The sequence below is a fragment of the Paractinoplanes bogorensis genome (genome assembly GCF_018829635.1).
GTDB classification, from domain to species: domain Bacteria; phylum Actinomycetota; class Actinomycetes; order Mycobacteriales; family Micromonosporaceae; genus Actinoplanes; species Actinoplanes bogorensis.
This window is the reverse complement of the sequence record NZ_JAHKKG010000001.1, coordinates 137,402-160,934: the sequence shown is the minus strand read 5'-3', so window position 1 is coordinate 160,934 and position 23,533 is coordinate 137,402. Positions and strand designations below refer to the sequence as shown.

Here is a 23,533-nt window from a genome sequence, read left to right as displayed (position 1 = left end):
CAGCTTTCCCGGTCGGGTCAGCCTTTCCCGGTCGGGTCAGCCTTTCCCGGTCGCGTCGCCGCCGATCTCGGCCACCTCGCGGGCCGCGTCGGGGCCGTCGGCCAGCAGCACCGCGAAGCCGGCCTCGTCGAGCACCGGCACCTTGAGCGACAGCGCCTTGTCGTACTTGCTGCCCGGGTTGTCGCCGACCACCACGAAGGCCGTCTTCTTCGACACCGAGCCGCTCACCTTGCCGCCCCGGGACGTGACCGCCTCGGTGGCCTGATCGCGTGAGTGGGTCGCGAGGGTGCCGGTGACGACCAGCGTCATGCCCTCGAGCGGCCGCGGGCCCTCGTCGACCCGCTCGTCGGCCATCTTGACTCCGGCCTCGCGCCACTGGCGCACGATGTCGCGGTGCCAGTCGACGGCGAACCACTCGCGCAGGCTGTCGGCGATGGTCGGCCCCACGCCCTCCACGGTCGACAGCACGTCGGGCTCGGCCTTGGCCTTCTTCGCCGGCCTCCCCGCCTCGTCGTCGCCGGCCACCCCGTCCTCGCCCGCTGCCGCGCTCTCACCCACCGCCGCGCCCTCGCCGGCCACCTCGTCCTCGCCCGCTGCCGCGCTCTCACCCACCGCCGCGCCCTCGCCGGCCACCTCGTCCTCGCCCGCTGCCGCGCTCTCACCCACCGCCGCGCCCTCGCCTGCCGCCGCGCTCTCGCCGGCTCGCAGAACGTCGGTCGCCGTTGCGGCCACTGACGAATCGAGGGCGGCCGCCTCGACCGCCACGGCTTCCTCGACGCTGCCGGGGGTGGCGGCGACGATCGCCTCGATTGCCTCCATCGAGCCGAACTGACGGGCCAGCGCCTGCGCCGCGGTCGGTCCGACGTGCCGGATCGAGAGCGCCACCAGCACCCGCCACAACGGACGGTCTTTGACGGTCTGCAGGTTTTCCAGCAGCTTGACCGCGTTGGAGCCGAGGCTGCCGTCCTGGTTGACGAAGAACGGCGACTGGCGCAGCTGATCCTCGGTGAGCGCGAACAGGTCGCCCTCGTCGCTGATCACGCCCGAGTCGAGCAGCGCCTGGGCCGCCTTGTAGCCCAGCACCTCGATGTCGAACGCCCCGCGCCCGGCCAGGTGGAACACCCGCTCACGGAGCTGCGCCGGGCAGGACCGCGTGTTGGGGCAGCGGATGTCGATGTCGCTCTCTTTGGCCGGCGCCAGCTCGGTGCCGCAGGCCGGGCAGGTCGTCGGCATGACGAACTGGCGCGCGTCGTCGGGGCGCAGGTCGATCACCGGGCCCAGCACCTCGGGGATCACGTCGCCCGCCTTGCGCAGCACGATGGTGTCGCCGATCCACACGCCCTTGCGCTCGACCTCGCGGGCGTTGTGCAGCGTGGCCAGCCCGACCGTCGACCCGGCGACCTTGACCGGCTCGAGCACCGCGAACGGGGTGACCCGGCCCGTACGGCCGACATTGACCTGGATGTCGAGGAGCTTGGTGGTGACCTCTTCCGGCGGGTATTTGTAGGCGATGGCCCAGCGCGGCGCCCGCGACGTCGAGCCCAGCCGGCCCTGGATGGCCACCGGGTCGCACTTGATCACCACGCCGTCGATCTCGTGCTCGACGTCGTGCCGGTGCTCCCCGTAATAGGCGATGTAGTCGCGCACGCCGGGCAGGCCGTCGACCAGTTTCCACCGGTCGCTGGTGGGCAGGCCCCACGCCTTGAGCGCCTCGTAGGCGTGCGACTGCGACGTGGGCGTGAACCCGGCCCGGGCGCCGATGCCGTGCACGACCATGCGCAGCCCCCGCGAGGCGGTGACCCGCGGATCCTTCTGCCGCAGGCTGCCGGCCGCGGCGTTGCGCGGGTTGGCGAACGGGGCCTTGCCCTGCTCGACCAGCGACGCGTTGAGATCGGCGAACGCGGACACCGGGAAGTAGATCTCGCCGCGGACCTCGAGCAGCTCGGGCGGGTCGTCGCCGGCCAGGCGCTCGGGGATCTCGCGGATCGTGCGGACGTTGGAGGTCACGTCCTCCCCCGTGCGGCCGTCGCCCCGGGTGGCGCCGCGAACCAGACGCCCCTTCTCGTACGTCAGGTTGATCGCCAGACCGTCGACCTTGAGCTCGCAGATGAACTCGACCGGGCCGCCCGCGTCGCGCACGGTGCGCTCGACCCAGCCCGCGAGCTCCGCGTCGTCGAAGACGTTGTCGAGCGAGAGCATGCGCTCGGCGTGCTCGACCGGGGTGAACAGCGTCGAGAAGGTGCCGCCGACATTCTGGGTCGGCGAATCCGGCGTACGCAATCCGGGAAATTCCGCCTCGATGCCCTCGAGCTCGCGCAGCAGCTTGTCGAACTCGGCGTCGGAGATCGTCGGCGAGTCGAGCACGTAGTAGCGGTATTGATGACCGCGCAGCTCGTCGCTCAGCTCGGCGTGGCGCGCGCTGGCCTGCGGCGTCGGATCCTTGACGACGGGAGCGGGCTCATCAGACATAGCCGGAACGTTAGTCGCCACCCCTGACAATTTCGCTGCCGGACGCGTTTGTCCACAGCCCGGAAGTTATCCACAGGGCACGGCTCCAAGATCCGCGAAATTTGCCAAGGTTGTGGCAGTGGCGGGGGTTCCCCCTTGGGAGGGCGGGCTGTGACTGCGGGCTGTGAGGGCGGACTGTGCGGGCGGGCTGTGACGGCGGACTGTGCGGGCAGTCTGTGGCTAGACCTCGGAAAGTCGCCGGGCGGCTTCGCGGCAGGCGGTCAGCACGGCCCGTGCGTAATCCGGCGTCGCCCCGGCCAGCCCGCAGGCCGGCGTGATGACCACCTGTTGCGGCAACCGGGCCGGCGCGAAGGCGAGCCGTTTCCACAGCGTCGAGACCCGCTCGGCGACCTGCTGGCCGGTGATCCGCCCGGTGGGCACGGTGGGCGCCGCCCCGGCGAACAGTCCCAGCCCGGCCTCGAGGGCCTCCCCCAGCGGGTCGAGGTCTTTGAGCAGCGACAGGTCGAGCGCCACGGCCGCCGCCCGGGCGTCGCGGAACACCTGCAGCGGGACCGCCGGCGCGCAGCAGTGCGCGACCACCGGCACACCGACGGCCTCGACGATCGTGCGCAGCGCGGTCGCGGCGTCGGGACCGGGAACGGCCCGGTAGGCGCCCAGCCCGCTCTCAGTCGGCACCCGCCCGGCCAGCACCGCGGGCAGCGACGGCTCATCGAGCTGCAGCAGGATCTCGGCCCGGGGCAGGCGCTTGCGCACCTCGTCCACGTGCCGGCGCAGGCCCTCGGCCAGCGAGTCGGTCAGGTCGCGCACGGCACCGGCGTCACGCAGCAGCCGACCGCCGATCGGCCGGTCGATCGAGGCGGCCAGGGTCCACGGACCGGCCGACTGGACCTTCAGCGGGCCCGCGTAGCGGTCGCCCTGATCGGTCAGCTGGTCGAGGTCACGTTCGAGAAGGTCGGCCGTGACCCGCATGTCGCGGCCGGCACGGGGTGCGACCTGCCAGCGGCCGGCGTAGAGCTGCACCGGCAGGTCGACCAGGAACCCGGCGCTGCGGCCGATGATGTCGGCGCCGGGGCCCCGGGCGGGCAGTTCGGCCAGGTGCGGCAGGTCGGGCAGCTCACCGAAGACGATGCGCTGGGCCTCGGCGACGTCGGTGCCGGGCAGCGACCCGATGCCGGTGGCCGAGCCCGGCGCCCACGGGAAGTCAGGCACGTGCGGCTGCCAGCGGCACCGCGGCGTTGATCGTGGCCGAGCCGAGGACGGCGTCGCCCTGGTAGGCCACGATCGCCTGACCGGCGGCGACACCGCGGGCGGGCGACGCCAGGCGAGCGGTGAGGGTGTCGCCCTCGACGGTCACCGTGGCCGGATAGACCTCGCCGTGGGCCCGCAGCTGCACCTCGCACTCGAGCGGCGTGGACGAACCGTGCCAGATGACCTTGCCGGCCTCGATCACCGAGACCTCGAGGTCTTCGCGCGGGCCGACGGTCACCGTGTTGGTCACCGGGGTGATCGACAACACGTAGCGCGGGCGCCCGTCGGCGGCCGGGACGCGCAGGTCGAGTCCCTTGCGCTGGCCGACGGTGAACCCGTAGGCCCCGTCGTGCGACCCGAGGCGCTCGCCGGTGCGGCCGTCGACGATGTCGCCCGGCGCCGACCCGAGCTGACGCTGCAGGAAGCCCTGGGTGTCGCCGTCGGCGATGAAGCAGATGTCGTGCGAGTCGGGCTTGTCGGCCACGGCCAGCCCGCGGGCCGCCGCCTCTTCACGCACCTGGGCCTTGGTCGAGTCGCCGAGCGGGAAGACCGCGCGGTCGAGCTGGGCCCGGGTGAGCACGGCCAGCACGTAGGACTGGTCTTTGCCCTGGTCGACGCTGCGGCGCAGCCACCCGTCGGCGCCGAGGCGCGCGTGGTGGCCGGTGACCACGGCGTCGAAGCCGAGCGCGACGGCCCGGTCGAGCACGGCCTCGAACTTGATCTTTTCGTTGCAGCGCAGGCAGGGGTTGGGCGTGCGGCCGGCCGCGTATTCGGCGACGAAGTCGTCGACCACGTTGGCGTGGAACTGCTCGGCCATGTCCCACACGTAGAACGGGATGCCGATCACATCGGCGGCGCGGCGGGCGTCGCGGCTGTCCTCCAGCGTGCAGCAGCCCCGCGCACCGGTCCGGTAGGTCTGAGGGTTACGCGCCAGCGCCAGGTGCACCCCGGTGACGTCGTGGCCGGCGGCGTGGGCGCGCGCGGCGGCAACGGCGGAATCGACTCCGCCCGACATGGCCGCTAGAACTCGCATGACACCAAGCCTAACGGGGCGTTTTCCAGGCGGTGGCGCGGCGGGCGCGCTCGACCGCCCCGGGCAGGGCGGCCAGCAGCTCGTCGATGTCCGTCATGGTGCTGGTGTGGCCGAGCGTGAAGCGCAGGGACGAGCGTGCGCGATCCTCGTCGGCGCCCATCGCCAGCAGCACGTGGCTGGGCTGGGCGACCCCGGCCGAGCAGGCCGAGCCGGTCGAGCAGCAGACGCCCTGCGCGTCCAGGAGCAGCAGCAACGCGTCGCCCTCGCAGCCCGGGAAGCTGAAGTGGGCGTTGCCGGCCAGCCGGTCGGCCGGGTCACCGTTGAGGATCGCGTCGGGTACGGCGGCGACCACCCGGCGCACCAGGTCGTCGCGCAACGAGCCGACCCTTTCCGCGTACGCGGCCTGGCCCTTGACGGCGATCTCGACAGCGGTCGCAAAGGCGGCCACCCCGGCCGTGTCCAGCGTGCCCGAACGCACATCGCGTTCCTGACCACCACCGTGCAGCAGCGGCGTGCAGGCCACGTCCCGCCCGAGCAGCAACGCACCCACCCCGACCGGTCCGCCCACCTTGTGGCCGGTGATCGTCATCGCGGCGGCCCCGCCGGCCGTGAAGTCGACCGGGATCTGCCCCAGGGCCTGCACAGCGTCGGTGTGGAAGGGGACGCCCGCCTGTGCGGCCAGACGCGCGAGCTCGGCCACCGGCTGAATGGTGCCGACCTCGTTGTTGGCCGACTGCACACTGACGACGGCGATCTCTTCCCCGTACGCCTCCAGCAGCTCGCCCAGCGACGCCGGATCGACCCGTCCGTTCGCGTCGACCGGCAACCAGCTCAGCTGGGCCCCCTCGTGCGCGCCGAGCCACTCGGCCGTGTCCATCACCGCGTGATGCTCGACCGCCGACGCGACCACCCGGCTGCGGTTGAGCGAGCTTGCCCGCCGGGCCCAGAAGATGCCCTTGACGGCCAGGTTGTCGCTCTCGGTGCCGCCGCTGGTGAAGATCACCTCGGACGGCCGGGCGCCGACCGCGGCCGCGATGCGCTCGCGCGACTCCTCGACCGTGCGCCGGGCATGCCGGCCGGCCGCGTGCAGGGACGACGCGTTTCCGGCCTCGCGGGCCGCCGCAACATATGCCGCCAGCGCCTCGTCGAGCATCGGCGTGGTCGCAGCGTGATCCAAGTAGGCCGTCACGGCCAAAGCTTATGCCTGAGACGACGAACGGCCCGGCGCTGGCCCTTGAAGGGAGTCAGCACCGGGCCGTTGGATCGGGACTTACTTGCGCTTACGGATCTCGTCGGCCGCCTGGGGCACGACCTTGAACAGGTCGCCCACCACGCCGTAGTCGGCGAGCTCGAAGATCGGCGCCTCGGCGTCCTTGTTGACCGCGACGATCGTCTTCGAGGTCTGCATGCCGGCCCGGTGCTGGATCGCCCCGGAGATGCCGAGCGCCACGTAGAGCTGCGGCGACACGGTCTTGCCGGTCTGGCCGACCTGGAACTGGTGCGGGTAGTAGCCGGAGTCGACGGCCGCGCGGGACGCGCCGACCGCGCCACCGAGCAGGTCGGCCAGCTCCTCGACCAGCTTGAAGTTGTCGGCGTTGCCGACGCCGCGACCGCCCGAGACGACAATGCCGGCCTCGGTGAGCTCGGGGCGCGAGCCTTTCTGCTCGGTGACCCGCTCGACGACCTTGGTCAGCTTGTCGCTGTCCGCGACGGTCACCGTCAGCTGCTCGACCGCGGGCGCGGCGGCCTGCGCCGACGGGGTGGTCGAGTTGGGGCGGATCGTCACGATCGGGAGCCCGCGGGTGACCTTGGACTTCACGATGCCCGAGCCGGCGAAGACGACCTGCGTGGCGGTGCCGTCGGCGGCCACGTCGACGGCGTCGGTGAGCAGCCCGTTGTCCAGCTTGACGGCCAGCCGGCCGGCGATCTCCTTGCCCTCCTGGGTCGAGGCCAGCAGGACGGCGGCGGGCGACTTCTCCCGTACGAGGGAAGCCAGGACCGACGCCTTGGGGGCGACCAGGTAACCGTCGACGTCGTCGCCGGACGCGACGTAGATCTTCGACGCGCCGTACTCGCCGAGCTTGTCGTGGTCGGCCTCGCCGAACACCACCGCGGACACCTCGCCCAGCCCGCGGGCCAGGGTCAGCATCTCGAGCGTGACCTTCTTGACGCCGGACTCGACGACAACCAGAACTTCAGCCATGATCTCCGCCCCCCTCAGACGAACTTCTCGGTGGCGAGGTACGCGACCAGCTGCGTGCCGCCGTCGCCCTCGTCGGTGACCTTGGTGCCGGCCGAGCGCGGCGGACGCGGGGCGAACTCGAGCACCTGGCTCGTCGCGCCGGCCGTGCCGACCTCGTCGGGGGCCACGCCCAGGTCGGCCAGCGAGAGTGCCTGCACCGGCTTCTTCTTGGCCGCCATGATGCCCTTGAAGGACGGGTAGCGCGGCTCGTTGATCGTGTCCCACACGCTGACCACAGCCGGGGTCGAAGCGGTGACGACCTCATAGCCCTCGTCGGTCTGCCGCTCGGCGGTCAGCTGCGTGCCGTCCACGGTGAGCTTGCGCGCACCGGTCAGCGCGGCGATGCCCAGACGCTCGGCCAGCATGTGCGGCATGACCTGCACGCGGCCGTCGGTCGACTCGGCGCCGGCGATGATCAGGTCGGCGTTCAGGGTCTTGAGGGCCTCGGCCAGCACCTTCGAGGTGGCCACGGCACATGAGCCGTGCAGTGCGTCGTCCGAGACGTGGACGGCCTTGTCGGGGCCCATGCTCAGCGCCTTGCGGATGGACTCGGTCGCACCGGCCGGCCCCATCGTGAGGACGGTGACCTCGCCACCGTGCGCCTCTTTGATCTTCAAGGCTTCCTCGATGGCGTATTCGTCCATCTCGTTGATGACATTGCTCGCCGAAGCGCGCTCGACCGTGTTGTCGGCGCTCAGCGTGCGCTCGGCACCGGAGTCGGGTACCTGCTTGACCAGTACGACGATATTCATCGCGCTCCTACGACCTCCTGTTGATGAACGCACCGTTGCGGCCGGACGCCTCCCGACAGGTTACCCGTCAGTAGCTTAGGCGTCGTCGGCCACCGAGAGTGACTCACCTCACCCGCTCCGCCCGCCTGATCGCTACAGTCGGTACAGGGAGGTGTACGAAATGTCCGGCCTTATCACTCCAGCGGCCGACGGGTTGCTCCCGTCCGCCTCACATCGTCTACCACGCCGGTCGGCCATGGTGCTGGACACCCATGGTCGTGTGGCTCCCGACTCTCCCTGGTGCCGCTGCGGGCGCGAGCGCGAACTCTGCGTACGTGACGAAGTCCGCAGCGTCTGGACGCACCTTCTTGACCTGGAAGGTCAATAATCCCAGGTGTGCTCGGAGCGCTGCGGCAATGGATCGACCCGGAGAAGACCCCGACGGTCGGCCGTACGCCCGACTACCGGTTCTCGCTGGCCAACGAGCGCACGTTCCTGGCCTGGATCCGCACCGGCCTGGCGCTGATCGCGGGCGGGCTCGGCACCGCCCAGTTCCTGCCGCCGCTGCCGATCGCCTATCTGCGCGAGATCATCGCCGTCTCACTGCTCGTGCTCGGCGGCCTGGTGGCGCTGCGCGCGGTCGACCACTGGGCCCGTACCGAACGGGCCATGCGCCTGGGCCAGGAGCTGCCCGGCTCGAAGTTCCCCGCGGTGCTCGCCGTCGTGGTCGCCCTGGGCGCGATCCTGCTGATCATCGCGGTGCTGCTGCAGTCGCCCCGATGACTGATCAGGAGTGGACACCCGACCACGGCGCCTCGGCCGAGCGCACCCGGCTGGCCTGGCGGCGTACCGCCCTCTCGGCCACCGTGGCCGGCCTGCTCGCCGCCCGCCCGGCCTTCCACCCGGACGCCGGGCCGGCCCAGTGGATCACCGCCGCGGTGGCCGCGTTGTGCTGGTCGCTGCTGATCCGGATCGCCTACCGCCGGGCCCGGGCCCTGAAACAGCGCCCGCCACATCCCGGACGCCGTTCGATCACGGCGTACGCCCTGATCACGGTCGCTCTCGCGGGGCTCGCAGGCCTGGTTGTCATGCTCTGATCGTCGCCGGATCGGCCGGGGCGCGTCATCATTGCCTCATGGTCCGGTTGTTCATCTTCCTGGCTGCCGTGCAGCTGGTGCTTTTCGTGCTCGCTCTGATCAGCTGTCTGTCGGTCTCTCGCGTGCGCAACGCACCCCGCGTCGTGTGGGTGCTGGTGATCCTTCTCATCCCCCTGCTGGGCCCGCTCGCGTACTTCGTGTGGGGTCGCCCGCGGCCCGCGCCTGTCGAGGGCGGCATCGCGCGCCGGCGTCACGCGCCGACCTCGCCCGACGACGACCCCGACTTCCTCCGGTCGGTGGACACCGAGCAGTCCCGGCGTGACCGGGAAATGCTCGCCCAGTGGGAAAAGGACCTAAACAACCGCGAGGAGGACAAACCCTGAAAGGCTAGGCGAGATTCGACGAGCGCGGGTACGCGTCGCCGGGGTCGGTCAGCACGTTGACCAGGTAGGGCACCCCGGCCGCGAACGCGCGCTCCAGGGCGGGCCCGATCTCGGACGCCTTCTCGACCGTCTCTCCCGCGCCGCCCAGCGCCGTCACGACGTCGTCGTAGTGCAACCCCGGCTGCAGGTCGGCCGCGACGTCGTAGCCGTACATGGCCTGCATGGGGTGCTTCTCGAGGCCCCAGATGCCGTTGTTGCCGACCACCATGACGACCGGGAGTCCCTGCCGGACCAGCGACTCCGCGTCCATCAGAGAGAAGCCGGCCGCACCGTCGCCCATCAGCACACAGATCTGGCGGTCGGGATAGGTCACCCGGGCCCCCATCGCGTAGCCCATGCCGGTGCCGAGACAGCCGTAAGGACCCGGGTCGAGCCAGGTGCCGGGCTGCGAGGGCTCGAGGAACCTTCCTGCGTACGAGACGAAGTCGCCCCCGTCCCCGATGGTCACCGCGTCGGGCGCCAGCACCTTGCGCAGCTCGCCGTAGATGCGGGCCGGCTTGATCAGGTCGGTCTCGGCCGCCATCGCCTCGGCGTCGCGCGCCTTGCCCGCGTCTTCGGCCGAGCGCAACCCCGAGATCCACTCGGTGTGGTCGGCGCGGTCGCCGGTGTGGTCCGCGATCGCGGCCAGGATGCGCCGCAGGTCGCCGGCCGGCGAGACGGCCGGCTCGACGTGCGTGGCCCGCTGACTCGGGGCGTCGACGATGTGCACGACCTGGGCCGCCGCGAACTCGCCGAAGCCGAGCCGGAAGTCGAGCGGGGTGCCGATCACGCAGACCACGTCGGCCTCGTTGAGCGCGGGCCGGCGGGCCTTGGCGAAGGCGAGCGGATGCGTCGGCGGCAGCGCGCCGCGACCCATCCCGTTGGTGAAGACGGGCACCTGGAGCGCCTCGGCCGCGGCCCGCAGCTCGACGATCGCGTCGCCGCCCCAGACGTCGGAACCGGCGATGATCACCGGCCGCTGGGCCGAGGCCAGCAGCGCGGCCGCCTTGGACACGTCCTCCGGGTCGGCCTCGATCACCGGGACGGCGGGCGCTCCGGGGGTCGCCGCCTCACCGGTCGAGAAGACGACCTCGAGCGGGATGTCGAGGAAGGCCGGGCCACGGTGGGCGGTGAGCGCCTCGGTCAGGGCAGCCCGCACCTCGCCCGCGATCGCGTCGGTGTCGCCGACCGTGCCCGCGTACTTGGTCACCGGGGCGATCAGCGGCACGTGGTCGAACTCCTGCAGGCTGCCCGAGCCCCAGCGGAAGGCGGGCGCCCGGCCACCCAGCACGAGCACCGGCGAGGCGTTGAAGAAGGCGCTGGTCAGGGCGGAGATGCCGTTGGTCACGCCCGGCCCCGCGGTGAGCACGGCCAGCCCCGGACGGCGCTGCAGCTTGGCCACCGCCTCGGCCGCGAAGACCGCGGTCTGCTCGTGGCGGACGTCGTAGATCGGGAAACCGGTCTTGTGTGCGGCGTCGTAGAGCGGGAACACGTGCCCGCCGGAGAGGGTGAACATCTCGTTCACCCCGAACGCCCGCGCCGCGGCCAGCGCCAGCTCGCCGCCGTGACCCTCGATCACCTCTGCCATGCCTGGTGCCCCCTGACCTTTAGTCGGTGCAGGTACGTTACCGGTCAGTACCGTCAGAAGCCGAGAAGGTCTCGGATATCGCGGATCAGGTTGGCCGCGTCGTCCTGGATCGGCAGGCCGTTGCCGTAGCCGTAGGCCAGCACGAGCGCGGCCAGCGGCACCACGATCATGACCGCGACGCTGAACAGCACCTGGAGGAAGCGCAGGAAGCCGCTGCGCTTCTTGGTGCGCCGGACAGCCTGGGAGACCTGCGTCGGAGGCCGCGAGATCGGCGGGCGCGGCGGCGAGACCGGCCGCGAGCTGATCGAGTGGCTGACCGAGGCCATGCCGTGCGGCGGCGACATCGGCCCGGACGACATCGGCCCGGACGACATCGGCGGGGTGGACACCGGCCGCTCGAACTTCGGCTTGGGCGTGGGCACTGTCGCGTGCGGGTCGGGCACCCAGCCGTGGTCGGCGTCGGGCCACGGGTCGACCGCGGGTTGCAGGCCGGTCGTGCCGGGGATGCGCACCGTCGCGGCGGCGACGCGTACGGTCGCCGACTCGGCCCGCCCGGTCGAGACCAGTCGCAGCTCGGAGGTCGGTCCGGGTGCGTTCGCCCCGGTGGCCAGCAGCGCCGCGCCGGCCAGGATGCTGCCCTCGGCCACCACCAGCTCGGGCTGCTCGATCACCACCGGCGCCTCGCCCAGCTCGCGGTGCAGCAGCGTGGCCACCAGCGGGATCCGGCTCGCCCCGCCGACCAGGAAGACGCCGGCCAGGCGCCCGTCGGGCAGATCGGCCCACTCGAGCAGACCCTTGGTCACCCGTACGGTCTGTTCCAGCACCGGCCGCGCCAGCTTCTCGAGCTCGTCGCGGGTCAGGTGCACCTCGGTGTCGAGCAGAGGCACCACGAAGTCGGCCGACTGGGCGCGGGACAGCCGCTCCTTGGCGATCCGCACCTCTTCCCAGAGCTGGCGCTGGGCCCGGCGTTCCTGAGCCGTCGTCGGCTCGAGCAGCCTCTCCCACTCGCTGGTGCGCAGGTGCTCGACGATGGCGGCGTCGATGTCGAGCCCGCCGATGTCGTCGCGGCCGTCGACCGCCATCACCTCGAAGCCGGACGCCGTACGGGCCACCACGCTCGCGTCGAACGTGCCCGCGCCGAAGTCGTGCACCACCACGACCGAGCCGATCGGCACGTCACGACCGAGCACCTCGGCGAAGTAGGTGGCCGCGGCGACCGGCTCGGCGACCAGCCGGGCGCGGGTGAGCCCGGCCTGGGCGGCCGCGTCGGCCAGCAGCGACCGGCGGGTCGCGCCCCAGGTGGCCGGGCAGGTCAGGGTGACCTCGGGCAGAACCGGGCCGACCGCGCGGTGCCATTCCTCGGCGACCCGGGCCAGCACGGCCGCGATCAGGTCGACGACCGGGTATTCCTCCTCGCCCAGCAGCACCGTGCCGTCGTCGATGCGGCGCTTGGGGTTGGGCTCGAAGCGCACCGGGTCGAGCCGGGCGCTGTGCACAGCGTCGCGACCGACCACCAGCGCGCCGCCGGGCTCGGCGTAGACCGCCGAGGGCAGCAGCGGGCTTCCGTCGACCAGGATCGGGCGCGCGCGGCCGTCGGGCCAGCGCGCCACCGCGACGGTGTTCGAGGTGCCGAAGTCCACGCCGAGGGCATGCCTTTTCGGCTCACCTTGGTCGATGGCCATCCCCTGAGTCTAGGGGGTCCCCGCTGTCACACGATCTTCCAGCGCGCCCGGTGACGCCCGTCGCGGACACACTTCACCAGTTCGCCCTCCGCGGTGCGCCCCAATGCGCCCTCGGGGCGGCATTCGTCCCCCACCACGACCGGCTGCTGCACCTCGTCCGGCGCCTTGGCCGGGGGCGAGGGAGTGGTCACCGGACTCGGCACGGTGATCGGACTGGCCGACACCGGAACCGACACCGACGGCGAGGCCGACGGAGACGGCGCCGGTGGGACCGGGGGCACGATGGCCGGCTCTTCCGGTGGGACCGAGATCGGCTGTGGCGTGCGCGTCGGCACCGGAGCGGTGGTCGTCGGTGCCGGGCGGATCGCTTTACGCTCCCGGGTGCTCGAGACGGCCGGGGCGCGCGAGGAGGACGACGACGGCACCGGCACCGGCGGGGCGGCCAGCGGCGGCGCCGCGAGCTGATCGACCACGGAACCGGGCGGCGCCGGATCGTCCGGCCGGGCCCGGCCCAGGGTGAGCCAGCCGATCAGCGCGCACAACAGCGCCTGGCCGACCACCAGCGCAACGGCCATGCGCACGGTGCGGCGCACCTTGTGCGTGACCGGAACCGGTTCCACTTGTCGGACTTTATGGCAAGTGGTCGATGTGGTCGAGATCTAACGGCCGGTAAATGTGGGTTTACGCTTCTCGATGAACGCGGTGGTGCCCTCGACCCGGTCGTCGGTGGCGAACAGACCGGCGAAAAGCTGCGACTCCAGGGCCAGTCCGGAGGCCAGGTCGGTGTTCAGACCGCCGTCGACCGCCAGCTTGGCCGCCCGCAGGGCCAGCGAGGGTCCCGACACGTACGGCTGGACGAGCGCGACGGCGGTGGCATAGACCTCGGCCGCGGGCGCCACCCGGTCGGCCAGGCCGATCCGGAGCGCCTCGGCGGCGTCGACCATGCGCCCCGAGAAGATCAGATCCTTGGCACGGGCCGGTCCGATCAGCCGGGCCAGCCGCTGGGTGCCGCCGGCCCCGGGGATGAGGCCCAGCTTGATCTCGGGCTGGCCGAGCTTGGCGTCCTCCGCCACCACCCGCCAGTCGCACGCCAGGGCCAGTTCGCAGCCGCCACCGAGGGCGTAACCGGTGATCGCGGCGACGACCGGCTTGGGGATCCGGGCCACCGAGTCGAAGGCGCTGGAGAGCGCGGCCGCCCGGACGGCCATCTCGGGGTAGCCGGCCGTGGTGAACTCGGTGATGTCGGCACCCGCGGCGAAGACCTTCTCACCGCCGTACACAATGACGGCCTTGATCTGCTCGTCGGTCGCGGCGGAATGCGCGGCGGCCCGCAACTCTTCCTGCAACTGGGTGTTCAGCGCGTTCATCGGGGGACGATTCAGCCGGATCGTGCCGATGCCATCGGTGCTCTCCAACGTGACGAACTCGCCCACCGCGCGCCTCCTGAGGATTGGTTCAGCTCAGCCTACGACGGGTATTCGAACGTGAAGATGACTACCTACTACCGCGACGCCGATGTGTGGATCACGTCCACCGGCGTACGGATGAACGGCCGCGATCTGCGCCTGGACGAGCTTCTCCAGGTGTGGCACACGCGTGGGCGCCGCTCGTGGGGCACCATCGCCGGGCGGGGCATGGTCGGGCTGGCCATCCTGACCCCGCTGGTCATCGGACTGCTCGCGCTCGCGGTCGCCTTCGTCATCGACGCCTCGACGTCGACCACGATCGCCCTCGGCGGCGGTGGCGTGCTGGTCGGCCTGGCCACCCTGCCGCTGGCCGACGTGCTGCTCGAGCGGATCGACCGCTCGTACGACCGCGGCAGCCGCACCCGCGAGATCTGGGCCCGGACGGCCGGCGGCGACGTGCTGCTGCTCCGGTCGGCCGACGCCGCCCGGTTCGGCCGCATCTACCGCGCCCTGCAGCGCGCCCTCGAGCCGGCTACCCGCCGGTAGGCTCGACGCGTGAAGAAGGACGCGGCCGCTCTGGCCACTCTGCTGGCCACCACGGGCGTGCTGCATTTCGCGGTGCCGCGCCCGTTCGACTCGATCGTGCCGCGCTCCCTGCCGGGTTCGCCGCGGCGGTGGACCTATCTGAGCGGTGCGGCCGAGCTGGCCGTGGCCGCGGCGATCGCCCACCCGCGTACGCGAAAAATGGGTGCACTCGCCGCCGCCGGCCTGTTCGCGGCGGTCTTCCCGGCCAACGTCAAGATGGCCGTGGACTGGCGGCACGCCTCCCCGGCCCGGCGTGCGATCGCCTTCGGACGGTTGCCGCTCCAGGTGCCCCTCGTGCTGTGGGCCCGCCGGGTGGCCCGCTAACCCTGCTGGAAGACCTCGTCGATCTGGGCTCGGGTGGGCAGGGCGTCCGAGGCCCCGAGCCGGCGTACGCAGGCCGCCCCGGCCGCATTGGCCCAGCGCACCGCCTCGACCAGGTCGCGTCCCTCGCCCCAGGCCACCGCGAGCGCCCCGGTGAAGGCGTCGCCGGCCGCGGTCGTGTCACGCACCTCGACGCTGAAGGCGGGCACCGTCTCGTCGCGGCCCTCACGGTCGGCGTAACGCGACCCGCGGCCGCCCAGCGTGAGCACCACCCGGGGCACGAGCGCGAGCAGGCCGGGCACGTCGATGTGGTCGCCACCGGTGACCGCCAGCGCCTCGCCCTCGTTCACGACCAGCAGGTCGATGTTGGCCAGCAGTTCGTCGGGCAGGGCGCGGGCGGGTGCCGCGTTCAGGATCATCCGGGTGCCGCCCGCGCGGGCCGCCCGGGCCGCCGCGACCACCGTGTCGACCGGGATCTCCTGCTGGCACAGCAGCACGTCACCGGCGGCGATCGCGGCCTCCTCGGCCGGGGTGAGCCGGACGAAGGCGTTGTTGGCGCCGGGCGCGACCAGGATCGAGTTCTCCCCGTCGCGGTCGACCATGATGACCGCGACCCCGGAGGCGCCGTACGTCGTACGGACGTGTCGCATGTCGACGCCGGACCCGTTGAGCCGGGCGTTCAGGTTGACGCCGAACGCGTCCGACCCGATCGCGCCCAGGAACACCGTCTCGCCACCCGCGCGGGCGGCCGCGATCGCCTGGTTGGCCCCCTTGCCGCCGGCCATCATCAGGAACTCGTCGCCGAGCACGGTCTCGCCCGGCCGGGGCAGGCGCGGCGCGACGCCGACCAGGTCCATGTTGGCGCTGCCGGCGATGACGATCCGCGGGGCGGCCATGCGGGTCAGGCCGCCCGGGCCGCGTAACGGTCGCCGAACCGGTCGACGGTGAGGGGCAGACCGAACGTCTTGGTCAGGTTGTCCGCCGTCATCACCTCGCCCAGCAGTCCGGCCGCGACGATCGTGCCCTCGCGCAGCAGCATGCCGTGGGTGAAGCCGGGCGGGATCTCCTCGACGTGGTGGGTCACCAGCACCATGGCCGGCGAGTCGGGGTCGAGGGCGAGCTCGGTGAGCCGGGCGATCAGGTCTTCGCGACCGCCCAGGTCGAGGCCGGCGCCGGGCTCGTCGAGCAGCATCAGCTCGGGGTCGGTCATCAGGGCCCGGGCGATCAGGGTGCGCTTGCGCTCGCCCTCGCTCAGGGTGGTGAAGTCACGCTCGGCCAGCGAACCCATGCCGAGCTGGTCGAGCAGCTGACGGGCGCGGGCCTCGTCCAGCGGGTCGTACGACTCCCGCCAGCGCCCGACGACCGACCAGGCCGCCGTGACCACGACGTCGACCACACGCTCACCCTGCGGCACGCGCTCGGCGAACTGACCGGTGGCCAGGCCGATGCGGGTGCGCAGCTCGTTGATGTCGGTGCGGCCGAGACGCTCGCCGAGCACCCAGGCCGTGCCGCGGGACGGGTGCAGCCGCCCGGACGCGAGGTTGAGCAGCGTCGTCTTGCCCGCGCCGTTCGGGCCCAGCACCACCCACCGCTCGTCCAGCTCGACCTGCCAGGACAGACCCCGGACCAGGAAGTTCTGATTGCGGATCACGCTGACGCGGTCGAACGCGATCACGGTGTCGTCGTCGGGCTGGGCGATGGCGGCGGCAGGCTCGAGCACGCGTCCATCCAACCACGCACCGGTCGGCCGTTTCAGGCGGTGGTCGACCCGAACACCTCATCGCGTACGGCGTTGAGCGCGGTGTGCAGGGCGCCGTGCAGCACCGGCTCGGCCTCCACCCCGGTGATCACGACCTTGGGGTTGACCAGGGTGATCGAGGCCACCTCGTTCTGCACCCGTGCGGCCAGCGCCGGGCCACCGGCCTGGGACACCTCGCCGGCCAGCACGACCAGCGGCGGGTCGAGCACCACACAGGTCGCGGCCACACCCAGGGCGAGCCGGGCGGCCAGCTCGTCGAGCACCGGCTCGCCGGCCGGCCCGGCCTCGACGGCGTCGCGCACCACGTCGGCCGCCTCGACGCCCCGGAAGCCGTACTTCTTGCCGATCGCCTTGACCGCGTCGGCACCCGCGATGCTCTGGAACGCGCCGCGCACCCCGCCCTTGGTCGCCTTGCGGCCCAGGTGCCGGGGCACCTCGGCGCCGGCCACGGGCAGGTAACCGATCTCACCGGCGGCACCCGAGCTGCCCTGGTGCAGGCGGCCGTCGATGACGCTGGCCAGACCGACACCACGGCCGGCCCAGATCAGCACAAAATCCTTGACCCCGGCCGCGGCGCCCGTGCTCGACTCGGCCACGGCCGCCATGTTCACGTCGTTGCCGAAGACGACCGGGGTGCTCAGGTCACGGCGCAGGTCGTCGAGCAGTCCGCGGTGCCAGCGGGGCAGGTCCCAGGCGAACGAGATCTCGCCGCTCTCCGGGTCGACCAGGCCGGGGGTGCCGAGCACGACCCGCCGTACGGAGGTCATGTCGGTGCCGGCGTCGGTCGCGGCCTGGACCACGGCGTTGTGCACCACGCCGACCGGGTCGTCGGTGTCCTTGGTGGACTGCTCGACCCGGCCGATGATCGAGCCGGTGATGTCGGCGCAGGCCGCGACCACCCGGTCGGGGCCGACATCGACACCGATCACATGGGCGCTGCCGGGCGTGACCGCGTACAGCTGGGCATTGGGCCCGCGCCCGCCGGCCTGCTCGCCCACCCGCCGCACCAGGCCGCGCTGCTCCAGGCGCTCCACCAGCTGGGACGCGGTGACCTTGCTCAGTCCGGTCATCTCGCCGAGCTGGGCCCGGGTCAGCGGACCGCGATTGAGCAGCAGTTCCAGCGCCGCGCGGTCGTTGAGCGCGCGCAGCAGCCGAGGCGTGCCCGGAAGGCGGGTGGAGGCCATGGCAGGATCCTCTACTTTTTAGGATAGTTTCCTATTAGATTAGCGACGCCGCATCGTCGGCGAATGACACCGAGCGATCATGGCAGCTCGCGGGGTGTACAGACCAGACTTGCGTCACCGGAAGGACATCATGGCGATCGACCCCGCTCTGCGCCGCCTCGCCCTCGGCACCCTATTGGCCGCCTTCAAGGGCGAGACCGCGCCCGGCTGGGCGGTGCGCCTGCTCGGCGAAGGACTCGCAGGCCACACCCTTTTCGGTACGAACGTCGTGGAGCCCGCTCAGGTCGCCGCGCTCACCGCCCGGCTGCGCGAGGGCCGCCCCGACGCCCTGCTCGCGATCGACGAGGAGGGCGGCGACGTCACCCGGCTCGGGCATCGCACGGGTAGCCCGTACCCGGGAAATGCGGCTCTCGGCACCGTCGACGACGTGGATCTCACCCGGACGGTGTACGCGGCGATCGGCGCCGACCTGGTCGCCGCCGGCATCAACCTCGACCTGGCCCCGACCGTCGACGTCAACTCGGCCGACGACAACCCGATCATCGGCACCCGCTCCTTCGGGGCCGACCCGCTGCTGGTCGCCCGGCACGCGCGGGCCGCCGTCGAAGGCCTCCAGTCGGCCGGCGTGGCCGCGTGCGCCAAGCACTTCCCGGGCCACGGCGCCACGGTCGACGACTCACACCTCGCGCTGCCCACCGTGGACGCCTCGTTCGCGCTGCTGCGCGAGCGCGACCTGCCGCCGTTCGCCGCGATCGCCCCGGCCGCCCAGGCCGTGATGACGGCGCACATCCGGGTGCCCGCCCTGACCGGCAACGGCCCGGCCACCTTCAGCTCGTCCACGCTGCGCGGCCTGCTCCGCTCCGAACTCGGCTTCGCGGGCGTGATCGTCACCGACGCGCTCGAGATGGCCGGCGCGGCCAAGGCGGCCGGGAGCATCCCGCTGGCGGCCGTACGAGCCCTGACCGCCGGCGCCGACCTGCTGTGCATCGGCGCCGAGGTCGACCTCGAGCTGGTCGAGGCGGTCGCGGCCGAGGTCGCCCGCTCGGTCCCGGCCGAGCGGCTCGAAGAGGCGGTGGCCCGCAACACCGCGATGGCGTCGTGGACCACGTCGCCCCGCCCCGCCATGTCGGTCGCGGACGATCTGGGCTACGCCGCGGCCCGCCGCGCGGTGCGGGTCGAGGGATCCCTGAGCGAGCTCGGGTCGCCGCTGGTCGTACAACTGACGTCGGGCTACTCGATCGCCGAGGGCAAGGTGCCGTGGGGCCTGGCGCCGCACCTCGCCGGCGTGGAACAGGTCGAGGTGGTGGCGTCGTCGGCGTCGGCGGACCAGCTGGCGGCCCAGGCCGGGTCGCGGCCGATCGTGGTCGTGGGGCGGCACACGCACCGGCAGGAGTCGAGCCGGGAGCTGATCGAGCAGTTGGCCGCGGCCATGCCGGTCGGCGTGGTCGAGATGGGGTGGCCGTCGACGTGGCGGCCGTCGCGGGCGCGGGCCTTCGTGACGACGCACGGGGCGAGCCTGGCCAACGGACGAGCCGCCGCCGAGGCGCTGGGCCTGGCCACGCTCTGAGACGCACCGAACGAGGCCCGGACGAGAGTCCGGGCCTTCTTCGTCACATCACTTGAACGCGTTCAAGAAGGTGTCCTATGCTCAGGGCGTCAAAGTTGAACATGTTCGAGAAAGGCGTGAACGATGGACCCGAAGGTCTGGATGTACCTGGTCTATCTGCTGGTGAGCGTCGGCCTGACCGTGTGGGTGGCGACGACGCTGTCGCGCAACGGGCTGGTCTTCCTCGTCGACGCGTTCGCCGACGAGCGACTCGCCAAGGCGATCAACCAGCTGCTGGTCATGGGGTTCTACCTGCTCAACCTCGGCTACGTGACGGTCACCATGCGATCGAGCCAGACGATCACCGACACCAGCGAGGCCCTCGAGACGCTGTCCAGCAAGGTCGGTCTGGCGCTGCTCGTGCTCGGCGTCCTGCACTTCCTCAACGTGTTCTTCCTCGGCCGCTACCGCCGCGGACGCCTGCGTCAGCAGCAGGTCGTGCCGCCGCTGCCGCCGGCCGGGCGGCTGCCGATGCACCCGCCGATGCCGATGCCGATGCCGCCGCAGGGCCCGCCGCCGGCCCGGGCCTGACGGCATGGCAACAGGGACAGGCCCGGCCGAACGAGGGGGCGGCCGGGCCATCACCTCTTTCACCGTGCTCTACGACGACGGGTGCCCGATCTGCCGTACGGCCCGGCGATGGCTGCAGGGGCGGGCCCAGCTCGTCCCGCTGGAGTTCCTGCCGGCCGGATCGTTCGAGGCGCGGCGACGGTTCCCGACCCTCGATCACCGGACCACGCTGCGGGACGTGACGGTGATCGGCGACGAGGGATCGGTCTACACCGGCGAGGGCGCGTGGTCGGCCTGCCTCTGGGCCCTGGCCGACTATCGGGGGCTGGCCGGGCGGATGGGATCGGGCACGGCCCGCGCGTTCATCGCGACGGCGTCGGCGATCCGGGAGCGTACGCGAACCGACTCGGGGACGGAGTACTACGGTGACGGGTGTGACGACCGCTGCCGCTGAGCCCGGCCCAGACGAGAAACCTCGCCGGGCCCGGGGCGAGCAGACGCGCCAGCTGATCCTCGAGACGGCGTTGCGGCTGTTCCGCGAGCGGGGCTACGCCGAGACGACGATGCGGGCGATCGCCAAGGAGGCCGGGGTCGCGGTCGGCAACGCCTACTACTACTTCGACTCCAAGGAACACCTGATCCAGGGGTTCTACGACCGCAACCAGACGATTCACCGGGCCGCCGCCGAGCAGGTGCTGGCGACCGAGAAGGAGCTCGCGCCCCGGCTCCGGGGCGTGCTGCACGCGGGGATCGACGTGAACGAGCCCTACCACTCGTTCGCGGCCACCTTCTTCAAGACCGCGGCCGAGCCGTCGTCACCGCTCAGTCCGTTCTCGAGCGAGTCGTCGCCGGCCCGCGAGGCGGCGATCGCCATCTTCCGCGACGTGGTCGACGGCTCGACCGCGAAGCTCGACCCCGAGCTGCGCAAGGAGCTGCCCGAGCTGCTCTGGCTGGGCTGGATGGGCGTGATCCTGTTCTGGGTCTACGACAAATCACCCGATCAGCGGCGCACCCGGCGCCTGATCGACGGCGCGGTGCCGCTGATCGACCGGATGGTCTCGCTTTCCCGGCTGCGCGTGCTACGGCCCGCGCTGCGTCAGGTGCTGGCCCTGATCGAGACCGTACGTAAGGACGACTGATCTTTACGGTGAGTAACCGGGCGTCGTCTTTTATGCCTCGCTGTCCAGAGATATCCGGATCTGTCGCCTGATCCGTGTTGTCCGAACGGCTATTTCGCGTACGGGGAGCTTCCGGCGCAAGCCCGCCGGCACGTAGCGTGATGTCCGCAGGTGGGTCTGGGGACGTCGCGAACGACTCGGCCTTCGGGACCAGTTCGAGCCTTCGCGACGCAGACGGTGAGCCGGGCGCGGCATACGGATTTCGGGAGCAATCCGCCGCGACCCGGCTCACGCTGTCTGATTGTCAGGACCGAACCCGCGCAGCCGGAGGCTGTTCAGCACGACGAAGACCGAACTGAAGGCCATGGCGGCCCCCGCGATCATGGGGTTGAGCAGCCCGGCCGCGGCCAGCGGCAGACCGGCCACGTTGTAGGCGAAGGCCCAGAACAGGTTCCCCCGGATGATCCCGAGCGTGCGCCGGGACAGCCGCACCGCATCCACGGCGGCGGTCAGATCACCCCGTACGAGAGTCAGGTCGGACGCCTGGATCGCGACATCGGTGCCGGCGCCCATCGCGAGCCCGAGATCGGCCTGGGCCAGGGCGGCCGCGTCGTTCACACCGTCGCCGACCATGGCCACCGACCGGCCCTGCGACTGCAGTTGCTTGACCACGTCGACCTTGCCCGCGGGCAGCACCCCGGCCTCGACCCGGGTGATCCCGACCTCGGCCGCCACCGCGTCCGCGACCGCGCGCGAGTCGCCGGTGACCAGCATCGGTTCGAGTCCGAGGCGCTTCAGCCGCGCGACGGCACCGGCGCTGCTCGGCCGCACGGTGTCAGCCAGCGCGATCCACCCGACGGTGTCGCCGTCCCTGGTTACTTCAACCCACGTCTGCGCGTCCTGAGCCTGGCCGGGCGCCCCGGCCGCGACCGCAACGTCAAACCCTTCGACCTTTCCCCGTACGCCCACACCGGCCGTCGCCTGAAAATCCGTGATCGCCGGCAGCGGGCCCCGCGCGCGGGCCGCCTCGGCGATCGCCCGCCCGATGGGGTGTTCGGAGGCCGTCTCGACCGCCCCAGCCAGCCGGAGCACCTCGTCCTCGTGCTCGCTGTCTCCACTCGCGCTGACAACCGAGGTGACGGACATACGTCCCGTGGTCACCGTGCCGGTCTTGTCGAGCACGATCGTGTCCACCCGCCGGGTCGACTCGAGCGCCTCCACCCCGCGGATCAGGATCCCCATCTGCGCGCCCCGCCCGGTCCCGACCAGCAGCGCGGTCGGTGTGGCCAGTCCCAGCGCACACGGGCAGGCGATGATCAGCACGGCCACCGCGGCGGTGAACGCGGCCGTCACCCCTTGCCCGGTGCCGGTCCAGTAGCCGAGCGTCCCGACCGCGAGCGCGATCACCACCGGCACGAACACGCCCGAGATCCGGTCGGCCAGCCGCTGCACCGCCGCCTTGCCGTTCTGCGCCTCCTCGACCAGCCGGGCCATCTGGGCCAGCTGCGTGTCGGCCCCGACCCGGGTCGCCCGGACGACGAGCCGGCCGCCCGCGTTGATCGTCGCGCCGGTCACCTGGTCGCCCGGGCGCACCTCGACCGGCACCGACTCCCCGGTGAGCAGGCTGACGTCGAGCGCCGACGACCCCTCGACCACCTCACCGTCCGTGGCCACTTTCTCCCCCGGGCGTACGAGGAAAAGGGTGTTGACCCTCAGGTCGGTGGCCGGGATCTCGCGCTCGGCACCGTTCTCGAGGATGGTCACGTTCTTGGCCCCGAGCGACAGCAGCGCCCGCAGCGCGTCGCCCGCGTGCCGCTTGGCCCGGGCCTCGAGATAGCGCCCGGCCAGCAGAAACGTCGTCACCCCGGCGGCCGCCTCGAGATAGATCGCGTCGCCCTCGCGCGCGGTCAGCGAGAACGGGTGGACCATGCCCGGCATGCCCGCGTCGCCGAGGAACAGCGCCCACACCGACCAGCCGAAGGCGGCCAGCGTGCCCATCGAGACGAGCGTGTCCATGGTGGCCGCGCCGTGCCGCAGGTTGACGACGGCCGAGCGGTGGAAAGGCCATCCCCCGTACGCCACCACGGGCGCGGCCAGCGTCAACGACAACCACTGCCAGTAGTCGAACTGCCAGGCCGGCACCATGGCGAGCACGATGACGGGCACGCTGAGTACGGCCGAGAGGATCAGCCGGTCACGCAGCGTGTCTCGCGACGCTTCGGGTTTCGCGGCCTCGAGCGGCTGCGGCTCGGCCGCCGTGTAGCCGGTCTTCTCCACCACCGCGATCAGGTCGGCCGCACTGAGCGCGGCGGGCACGGTGGCGCGGGCTTTCTCAGTGGCGTAATTGACTGTCGCGCTGACGCCGTCGATCCGGTTGAGCTTCTTCTCGATCCGGTTGGCGCACGCGGCGCACGTCATCCCACCGATCTCCAGCTCGATAACCCGCTCCATGCCACCTACCCTATACCCCTTGGGGGTACCTGGCCCGGAGGCGGGTACGAAGAAGGGCCGCCCGATGGACGGCCCTTCTCG

The 23,533-nt window shown here is 71.9% G+C and carries 23 protein-coding genes; 9 read left to right on the top strand and 14 right to left on the bottom strand.

What is annotated here, in order from left to right; translation table 11 throughout:
- Positions 1-36: 36 nt before the first annotated feature.
- From ligA to KOI35_RS00760, 6 genes are all read right to left on the bottom strand, one after another.
- Entirely contained in the window at positions 37-2,391 is a 2,355-nt protein-coding gene (ligA, locus tag KOI35_RS00785) for an NAD-dependent DNA ligase LigA (protein ID WP_498371303.1), read from the bottom strand.
- A 297-nt stretch (positions 2,392-2,688) separates the two neighbouring features.
- Positions 2,689-3,678: a uroporphyrinogen decarboxylase/cobalamine-independent methonine synthase family protein gene (locus tag KOI35_RS00780; RefSeq protein ID WP_215784030.1), complete on the bottom strand. Its 990-nt coding sequence runs from the start codon at positions 3,676-3,678 to the stop codon at positions 2,689-2,691.
- Entirely contained in the window at positions 3,671-4,750 is a 1,080-nt protein-coding gene (gene mnmA / locus KOI35_RS00775) for a tRNA 2-thiouridine(34) synthase MnmA (RefSeq protein WP_215784029.1), read from the bottom strand. The genes KOI35_RS00780 and mnmA overlap by 8 nt, the downstream gene beginning before the upstream one ends.
- A 10-nt stretch (positions 4,751-4,760) precedes the next feature.
- Complete coding sequence (locus KOI35_RS00770; RefSeq protein WP_215784028.1) at positions 4,761-5,945, bottom strand: cysteine desulfurase family protein; 1,185 nt, start codon at positions 5,943-5,945, stop codon at positions 4,761-4,763.
- Between the two features lie 75 nt (positions 5,946-6,020).
- Positions 6,021-6,953: an electron transfer flavoprotein subunit alpha/FixB family protein gene (locus tag KOI35_RS00765; protein ID WP_215784027.1), complete on the bottom strand. Its 933-nt coding sequence runs from the start codon at positions 6,951-6,953 to the stop codon at positions 6,021-6,023.
- A gap of 14 nt (positions 6,954-6,967) precedes the next feature.
- Positions 6,968-7,744, bottom strand: coding sequence for an electron transfer flavoprotein subunit beta/FixA family protein (locus tag KOI35_RS00760; RefSeq protein ID WP_215784026.1), 777 nt, complete (start codon positions 7,742-7,744; stop codon positions 6,968-6,970).
- A 375-nt stretch (positions 7,745-8,119) separates the two neighbouring features.
- On the opposite strand from KOI35_RS00760, the gene KOI35_RS00755 reads away from it, so the two are divergent.
- The 3 genes from KOI35_RS00755 to KOI35_RS00745 are packed head-to-tail and all read left to right on the top strand — an operon-like array spanning position 8,120 to position 9,203.
- Complete coding sequence (locus KOI35_RS00755; protein WP_215784025.1) at positions 8,120-8,506, top strand: YidH family protein; 387 nt, start codon at positions 8,120-8,122, stop codon at positions 8,504-8,506.
- Positions 8,503-8,820, top strand: coding sequence for a DUF202 domain-containing protein (locus tag KOI35_RS00750; RefSeq protein ID WP_215784024.1), 318 nt, complete (start codon positions 8,503-8,505; stop codon positions 8,818-8,820). Before KOI35_RS00755 ends, KOI35_RS00750 begins: the two co-directional genes overlap by 4 nt.
- A gap of 38 nt (positions 8,821-8,858) precedes the next feature.
- Positions 8,859-9,203: a PLDc N-terminal domain-containing protein gene (locus tag KOI35_RS00745; protein WP_215784023.1), complete on the top strand. Its 345-nt coding sequence runs from the start codon at positions 8,859-8,861 to the stop codon at positions 9,201-9,203.
- A gap of 4 nt (positions 9,204-9,207) precedes the next feature.
- Here the strand turns inward: KOI35_RS00745 and KOI35_RS00740 are convergent, their stop codons facing one another.
- Genes KOI35_RS00740 through KOI35_RS00725 form a run of 4 tightly spaced genes read right to left on the bottom strand, consistent with a single transcriptional unit; the run spans position 9,208 to position 13,945 of the window.
- Positions 9,208-10,830 carry an acetolactate synthase gene (locus KOI35_RS00740; RefSeq protein ID WP_215784022.1) on the bottom strand — a complete coding sequence of 541 codons (1,623 nt, stop codon included), beginning with the start codon at positions 10,828-10,830 and terminating at the stop codon, positions 9,208-9,210.
- Positions 10,831-10,883: 53 nt separating this feature from the next.
- Entirely contained in the window at positions 10,884-12,512 is a 1,629-nt protein-coding gene (locus KOI35_RS00735; protein ID WP_215784021.1) for an Hsp70 family protein, read from the bottom strand.
- Between the two features lie 26 nt (positions 12,513-12,538).
- A complete protein-coding gene (locus KOI35_RS00730) occupies positions 12,539-13,132 on the bottom strand; it encodes a hypothetical protein (RefSeq protein WP_215784020.1) in 594 nt (197 codons plus the stop codon).
- Between the two features lie 39 nt (positions 13,133-13,171).
- On the bottom strand, positions 13,172-13,945 hold the full coding sequence (locus KOI35_RS00725) for an enoyl-CoA hydratase/isomerase family protein (protein WP_215784019.1): 774 nt from the start codon (positions 13,943-13,945) through the stop codon (positions 13,172-13,174).
- A 57-nt stretch (positions 13,946-14,002) separates the two neighbouring features.
- On the opposite strand from KOI35_RS00725, the gene KOI35_RS00720 reads away from it, so the two are divergent.
- Together KOI35_RS00720 and KOI35_RS00715 are read left to right on the top strand one after the other, a co-directional pair.
- Positions 14,003-14,464 carry a DUF6232 family protein gene (locus KOI35_RS00720; protein ID WP_215784018.1) on the top strand — a complete coding sequence of 154 codons (462 nt, stop codon included), beginning with the start codon at positions 14,003-14,005 and terminating at the stop codon, positions 14,462-14,464.
- Between the two features lie 9 nt (positions 14,465-14,473).
- The gene (locus KOI35_RS00715; RefSeq protein ID WP_215784017.1) at positions 14,474-14,827 is read left to right on the top strand and encodes a DoxX family protein; all 354 of its coding nucleotides are present in this window, start codon (positions 14,474-14,476) and stop codon (positions 14,825-14,827) included.
- On the opposite strand, the gene KOI35_RS00710 is transcribed toward KOI35_RS00715, so the two are convergent.
- The 3 genes from KOI35_RS00710 to KOI35_RS00700 are packed head-to-tail and all read right to left on the bottom strand — an operon-like array spanning position 14,824 to position 17,767.
- A complete protein-coding gene (locus tag KOI35_RS00710; protein ID WP_215784016.1) occupies positions 14,824-15,720 on the bottom strand; it encodes a ribokinase in 897 nt (298 codons plus the stop codon). The two genes, KOI35_RS00715 and KOI35_RS00710, sit on opposite strands and share 4 nt — an antisense overlap.
- Positions 15,721-15,725: 5 nt before the next feature.
- Positions 15,726-16,580 carry an ABC transporter ATP-binding protein gene (locus KOI35_RS00705; protein ID WP_215784728.1) on the bottom strand — a complete coding sequence of 285 codons (855 nt, stop codon included), beginning with the start codon at positions 16,578-16,580 and terminating at the stop codon, positions 15,726-15,728.
- The gene (locus tag KOI35_RS00700) at positions 16,577-17,767 is read right to left on the bottom strand and encodes an ROK family transcriptional regulator (protein ID WP_215784015.1); all 1,191 of its coding nucleotides are present in this window, start codon (positions 17,765-17,767) and stop codon (positions 16,577-16,579) included. Before KOI35_RS00700 ends, KOI35_RS00705 begins: the two co-directional genes overlap by 4 nt.
- A 130-nt stretch (positions 17,768-17,897) precedes the next feature.
- Between KOI35_RS00700 and KOI35_RS00695 the strand changes: the two genes are divergently transcribed.
- The 4 genes from KOI35_RS00695 to KOI35_RS00680 all read left to right on the top strand — a co-directional run bounded on the left by KOI35_RS00695 (position 17,898) and on the right by KOI35_RS00680 (position 21,022).
- The gene (locus tag KOI35_RS00695) at positions 17,898-19,334 is read left to right on the top strand and encodes a glycoside hydrolase family 3 protein (RefSeq protein WP_215784014.1); all 1,437 of its coding nucleotides are present in this window, start codon (positions 17,898-17,900) and stop codon (positions 19,332-19,334) included.
- 123 nt (positions 19,335-19,457) lie between these two features.
- A complete protein-coding gene (locus KOI35_RS00690; RefSeq protein WP_215784013.1) occupies positions 19,458-19,904 on the top strand; it encodes a hypothetical protein in 447 nt (148 codons plus the stop codon).
- A gap of 4 nt (positions 19,905-19,908) precedes the next feature.
- Positions 19,909-20,337: a DCC1-like thiol-disulfide oxidoreductase family protein gene (locus KOI35_RS00685; RefSeq protein WP_215784012.1), complete on the top strand. Its 429-nt coding sequence runs from the start codon at positions 19,909-19,911 to the stop codon at positions 20,335-20,337.
- On the top strand, positions 20,318-21,022 hold the full coding sequence (locus KOI35_RS00680) for a TetR/AcrR family transcriptional regulator (RefSeq protein ID WP_215784011.1): 705 nt from the start codon (positions 20,318-20,320) through the stop codon (positions 21,020-21,022). Before KOI35_RS00685 ends, KOI35_RS00680 begins: the two co-directional genes overlap by 20 nt.
- A gap of 267 nt (positions 21,023-21,289) precedes the next feature.
- Here KOI35_RS00680 and KOI35_RS00675 read toward each other — a convergent pair whose 3' ends face one another.
- Entirely contained in the window at positions 21,290-23,452 is a 2,163-nt protein-coding gene (locus KOI35_RS00675; RefSeq protein ID WP_215784010.1) for a heavy metal translocating P-type ATPase, read from the bottom strand.
- Positions 23,453-23,533 lie beyond the last annotated feature (81 nt).

Bases quoted from the DNA above. Each gene is read 5' to 3' on its own strand.
- mnmA (WP_215784029.1), bottom strand. From the start codon at position 4,750: ATGCGAGTTCTAGCGGCCATGTCGGGCGGAGTCGATTCCGCCGTTGCC.
- KOI35_RS00765 (WP_215784027.1), bottom strand. From the start codon at position 6,953: ATGGCTGAAGTTCTGGTTGTCGTCGAGTCCGGCGTCAAGAAGGTCACG.
- KOI35_RS00760 (WP_215784026.1), bottom strand. From the start codon at position 7,744: ATGAATATCGTCGTACTGGTCAAGCAGGTACCCGACTCCGGTGCCGAG.
- KOI35_RS00750 (WP_215784024.1), top strand. From the start codon at position 8,503: ATGACTGATCAGGAGTGGACACCCGACCACGGCGCCTCGGCCGAGCGC.
- KOI35_RS00745 (WP_215784023.1), top strand. From the start codon at position 8,859: ATGGTCCGGTTGTTCATCTTCCTGGCTGCCGTGCAGCTGGTGCTTTTC.
- KOI35_RS00740 (WP_215784022.1), bottom strand. From the start codon at position 10,830: ATGGCAGAGGTGATCGAGGGTCACGGCGGCGAGCTGGCGCTGGCCGCG.
- KOI35_RS00735 (WP_215784021.1), bottom strand. From the start codon at position 12,512: ATGGCCATCGACCAAGGTGAGCCGAAAAGGCATGCCCTCGGCGTGGAC.
- KOI35_RS00720 (WP_215784018.1), top strand. From the start codon at position 14,003: ATGACTACCTACTACCGCGACGCCGATGTGTGGATCACGTCCACCGGC.
- KOI35_RS00710 (WP_215784016.1), bottom strand. From the start codon at position 15,720: ATGGCCGCCCCGCGGATCGTCATCGCCGGCAGCGCCAACATGGACCTG.
- KOI35_RS00700 (WP_215784015.1), bottom strand. From the start codon at position 17,767: ATGGCCTCCACCCGCCTTCCGGGCACGCCTCGGCTGCTGCGCGCGCTC.
- KOI35_RS00695 (WP_215784014.1), top strand. From the start codon at position 17,898: ATGGCGATCGACCCCGCTCTGCGCCGCCTCGCCCTCGGCACCCTATTG.
- KOI35_RS00690 (WP_215784013.1), top strand. From the start codon at position 19,458: ATGGACCCGAAGGTCTGGATGTACCTGGTCTATCTGCTGGTGAGCGTC.
- KOI35_RS00685 (WP_215784012.1), top strand. From the start codon at position 19,909: ATGGCAACAGGGACAGGCCCGGCCGAACGAGGGGGCGGCCGGGCCATC.
- KOI35_RS00675 (WP_215784010.1), bottom strand. From the start codon at position 23,452: ATGGAGCGGGTTATCGAGCTGGAGATCGGTGGGATGACGTGCGCCGCG.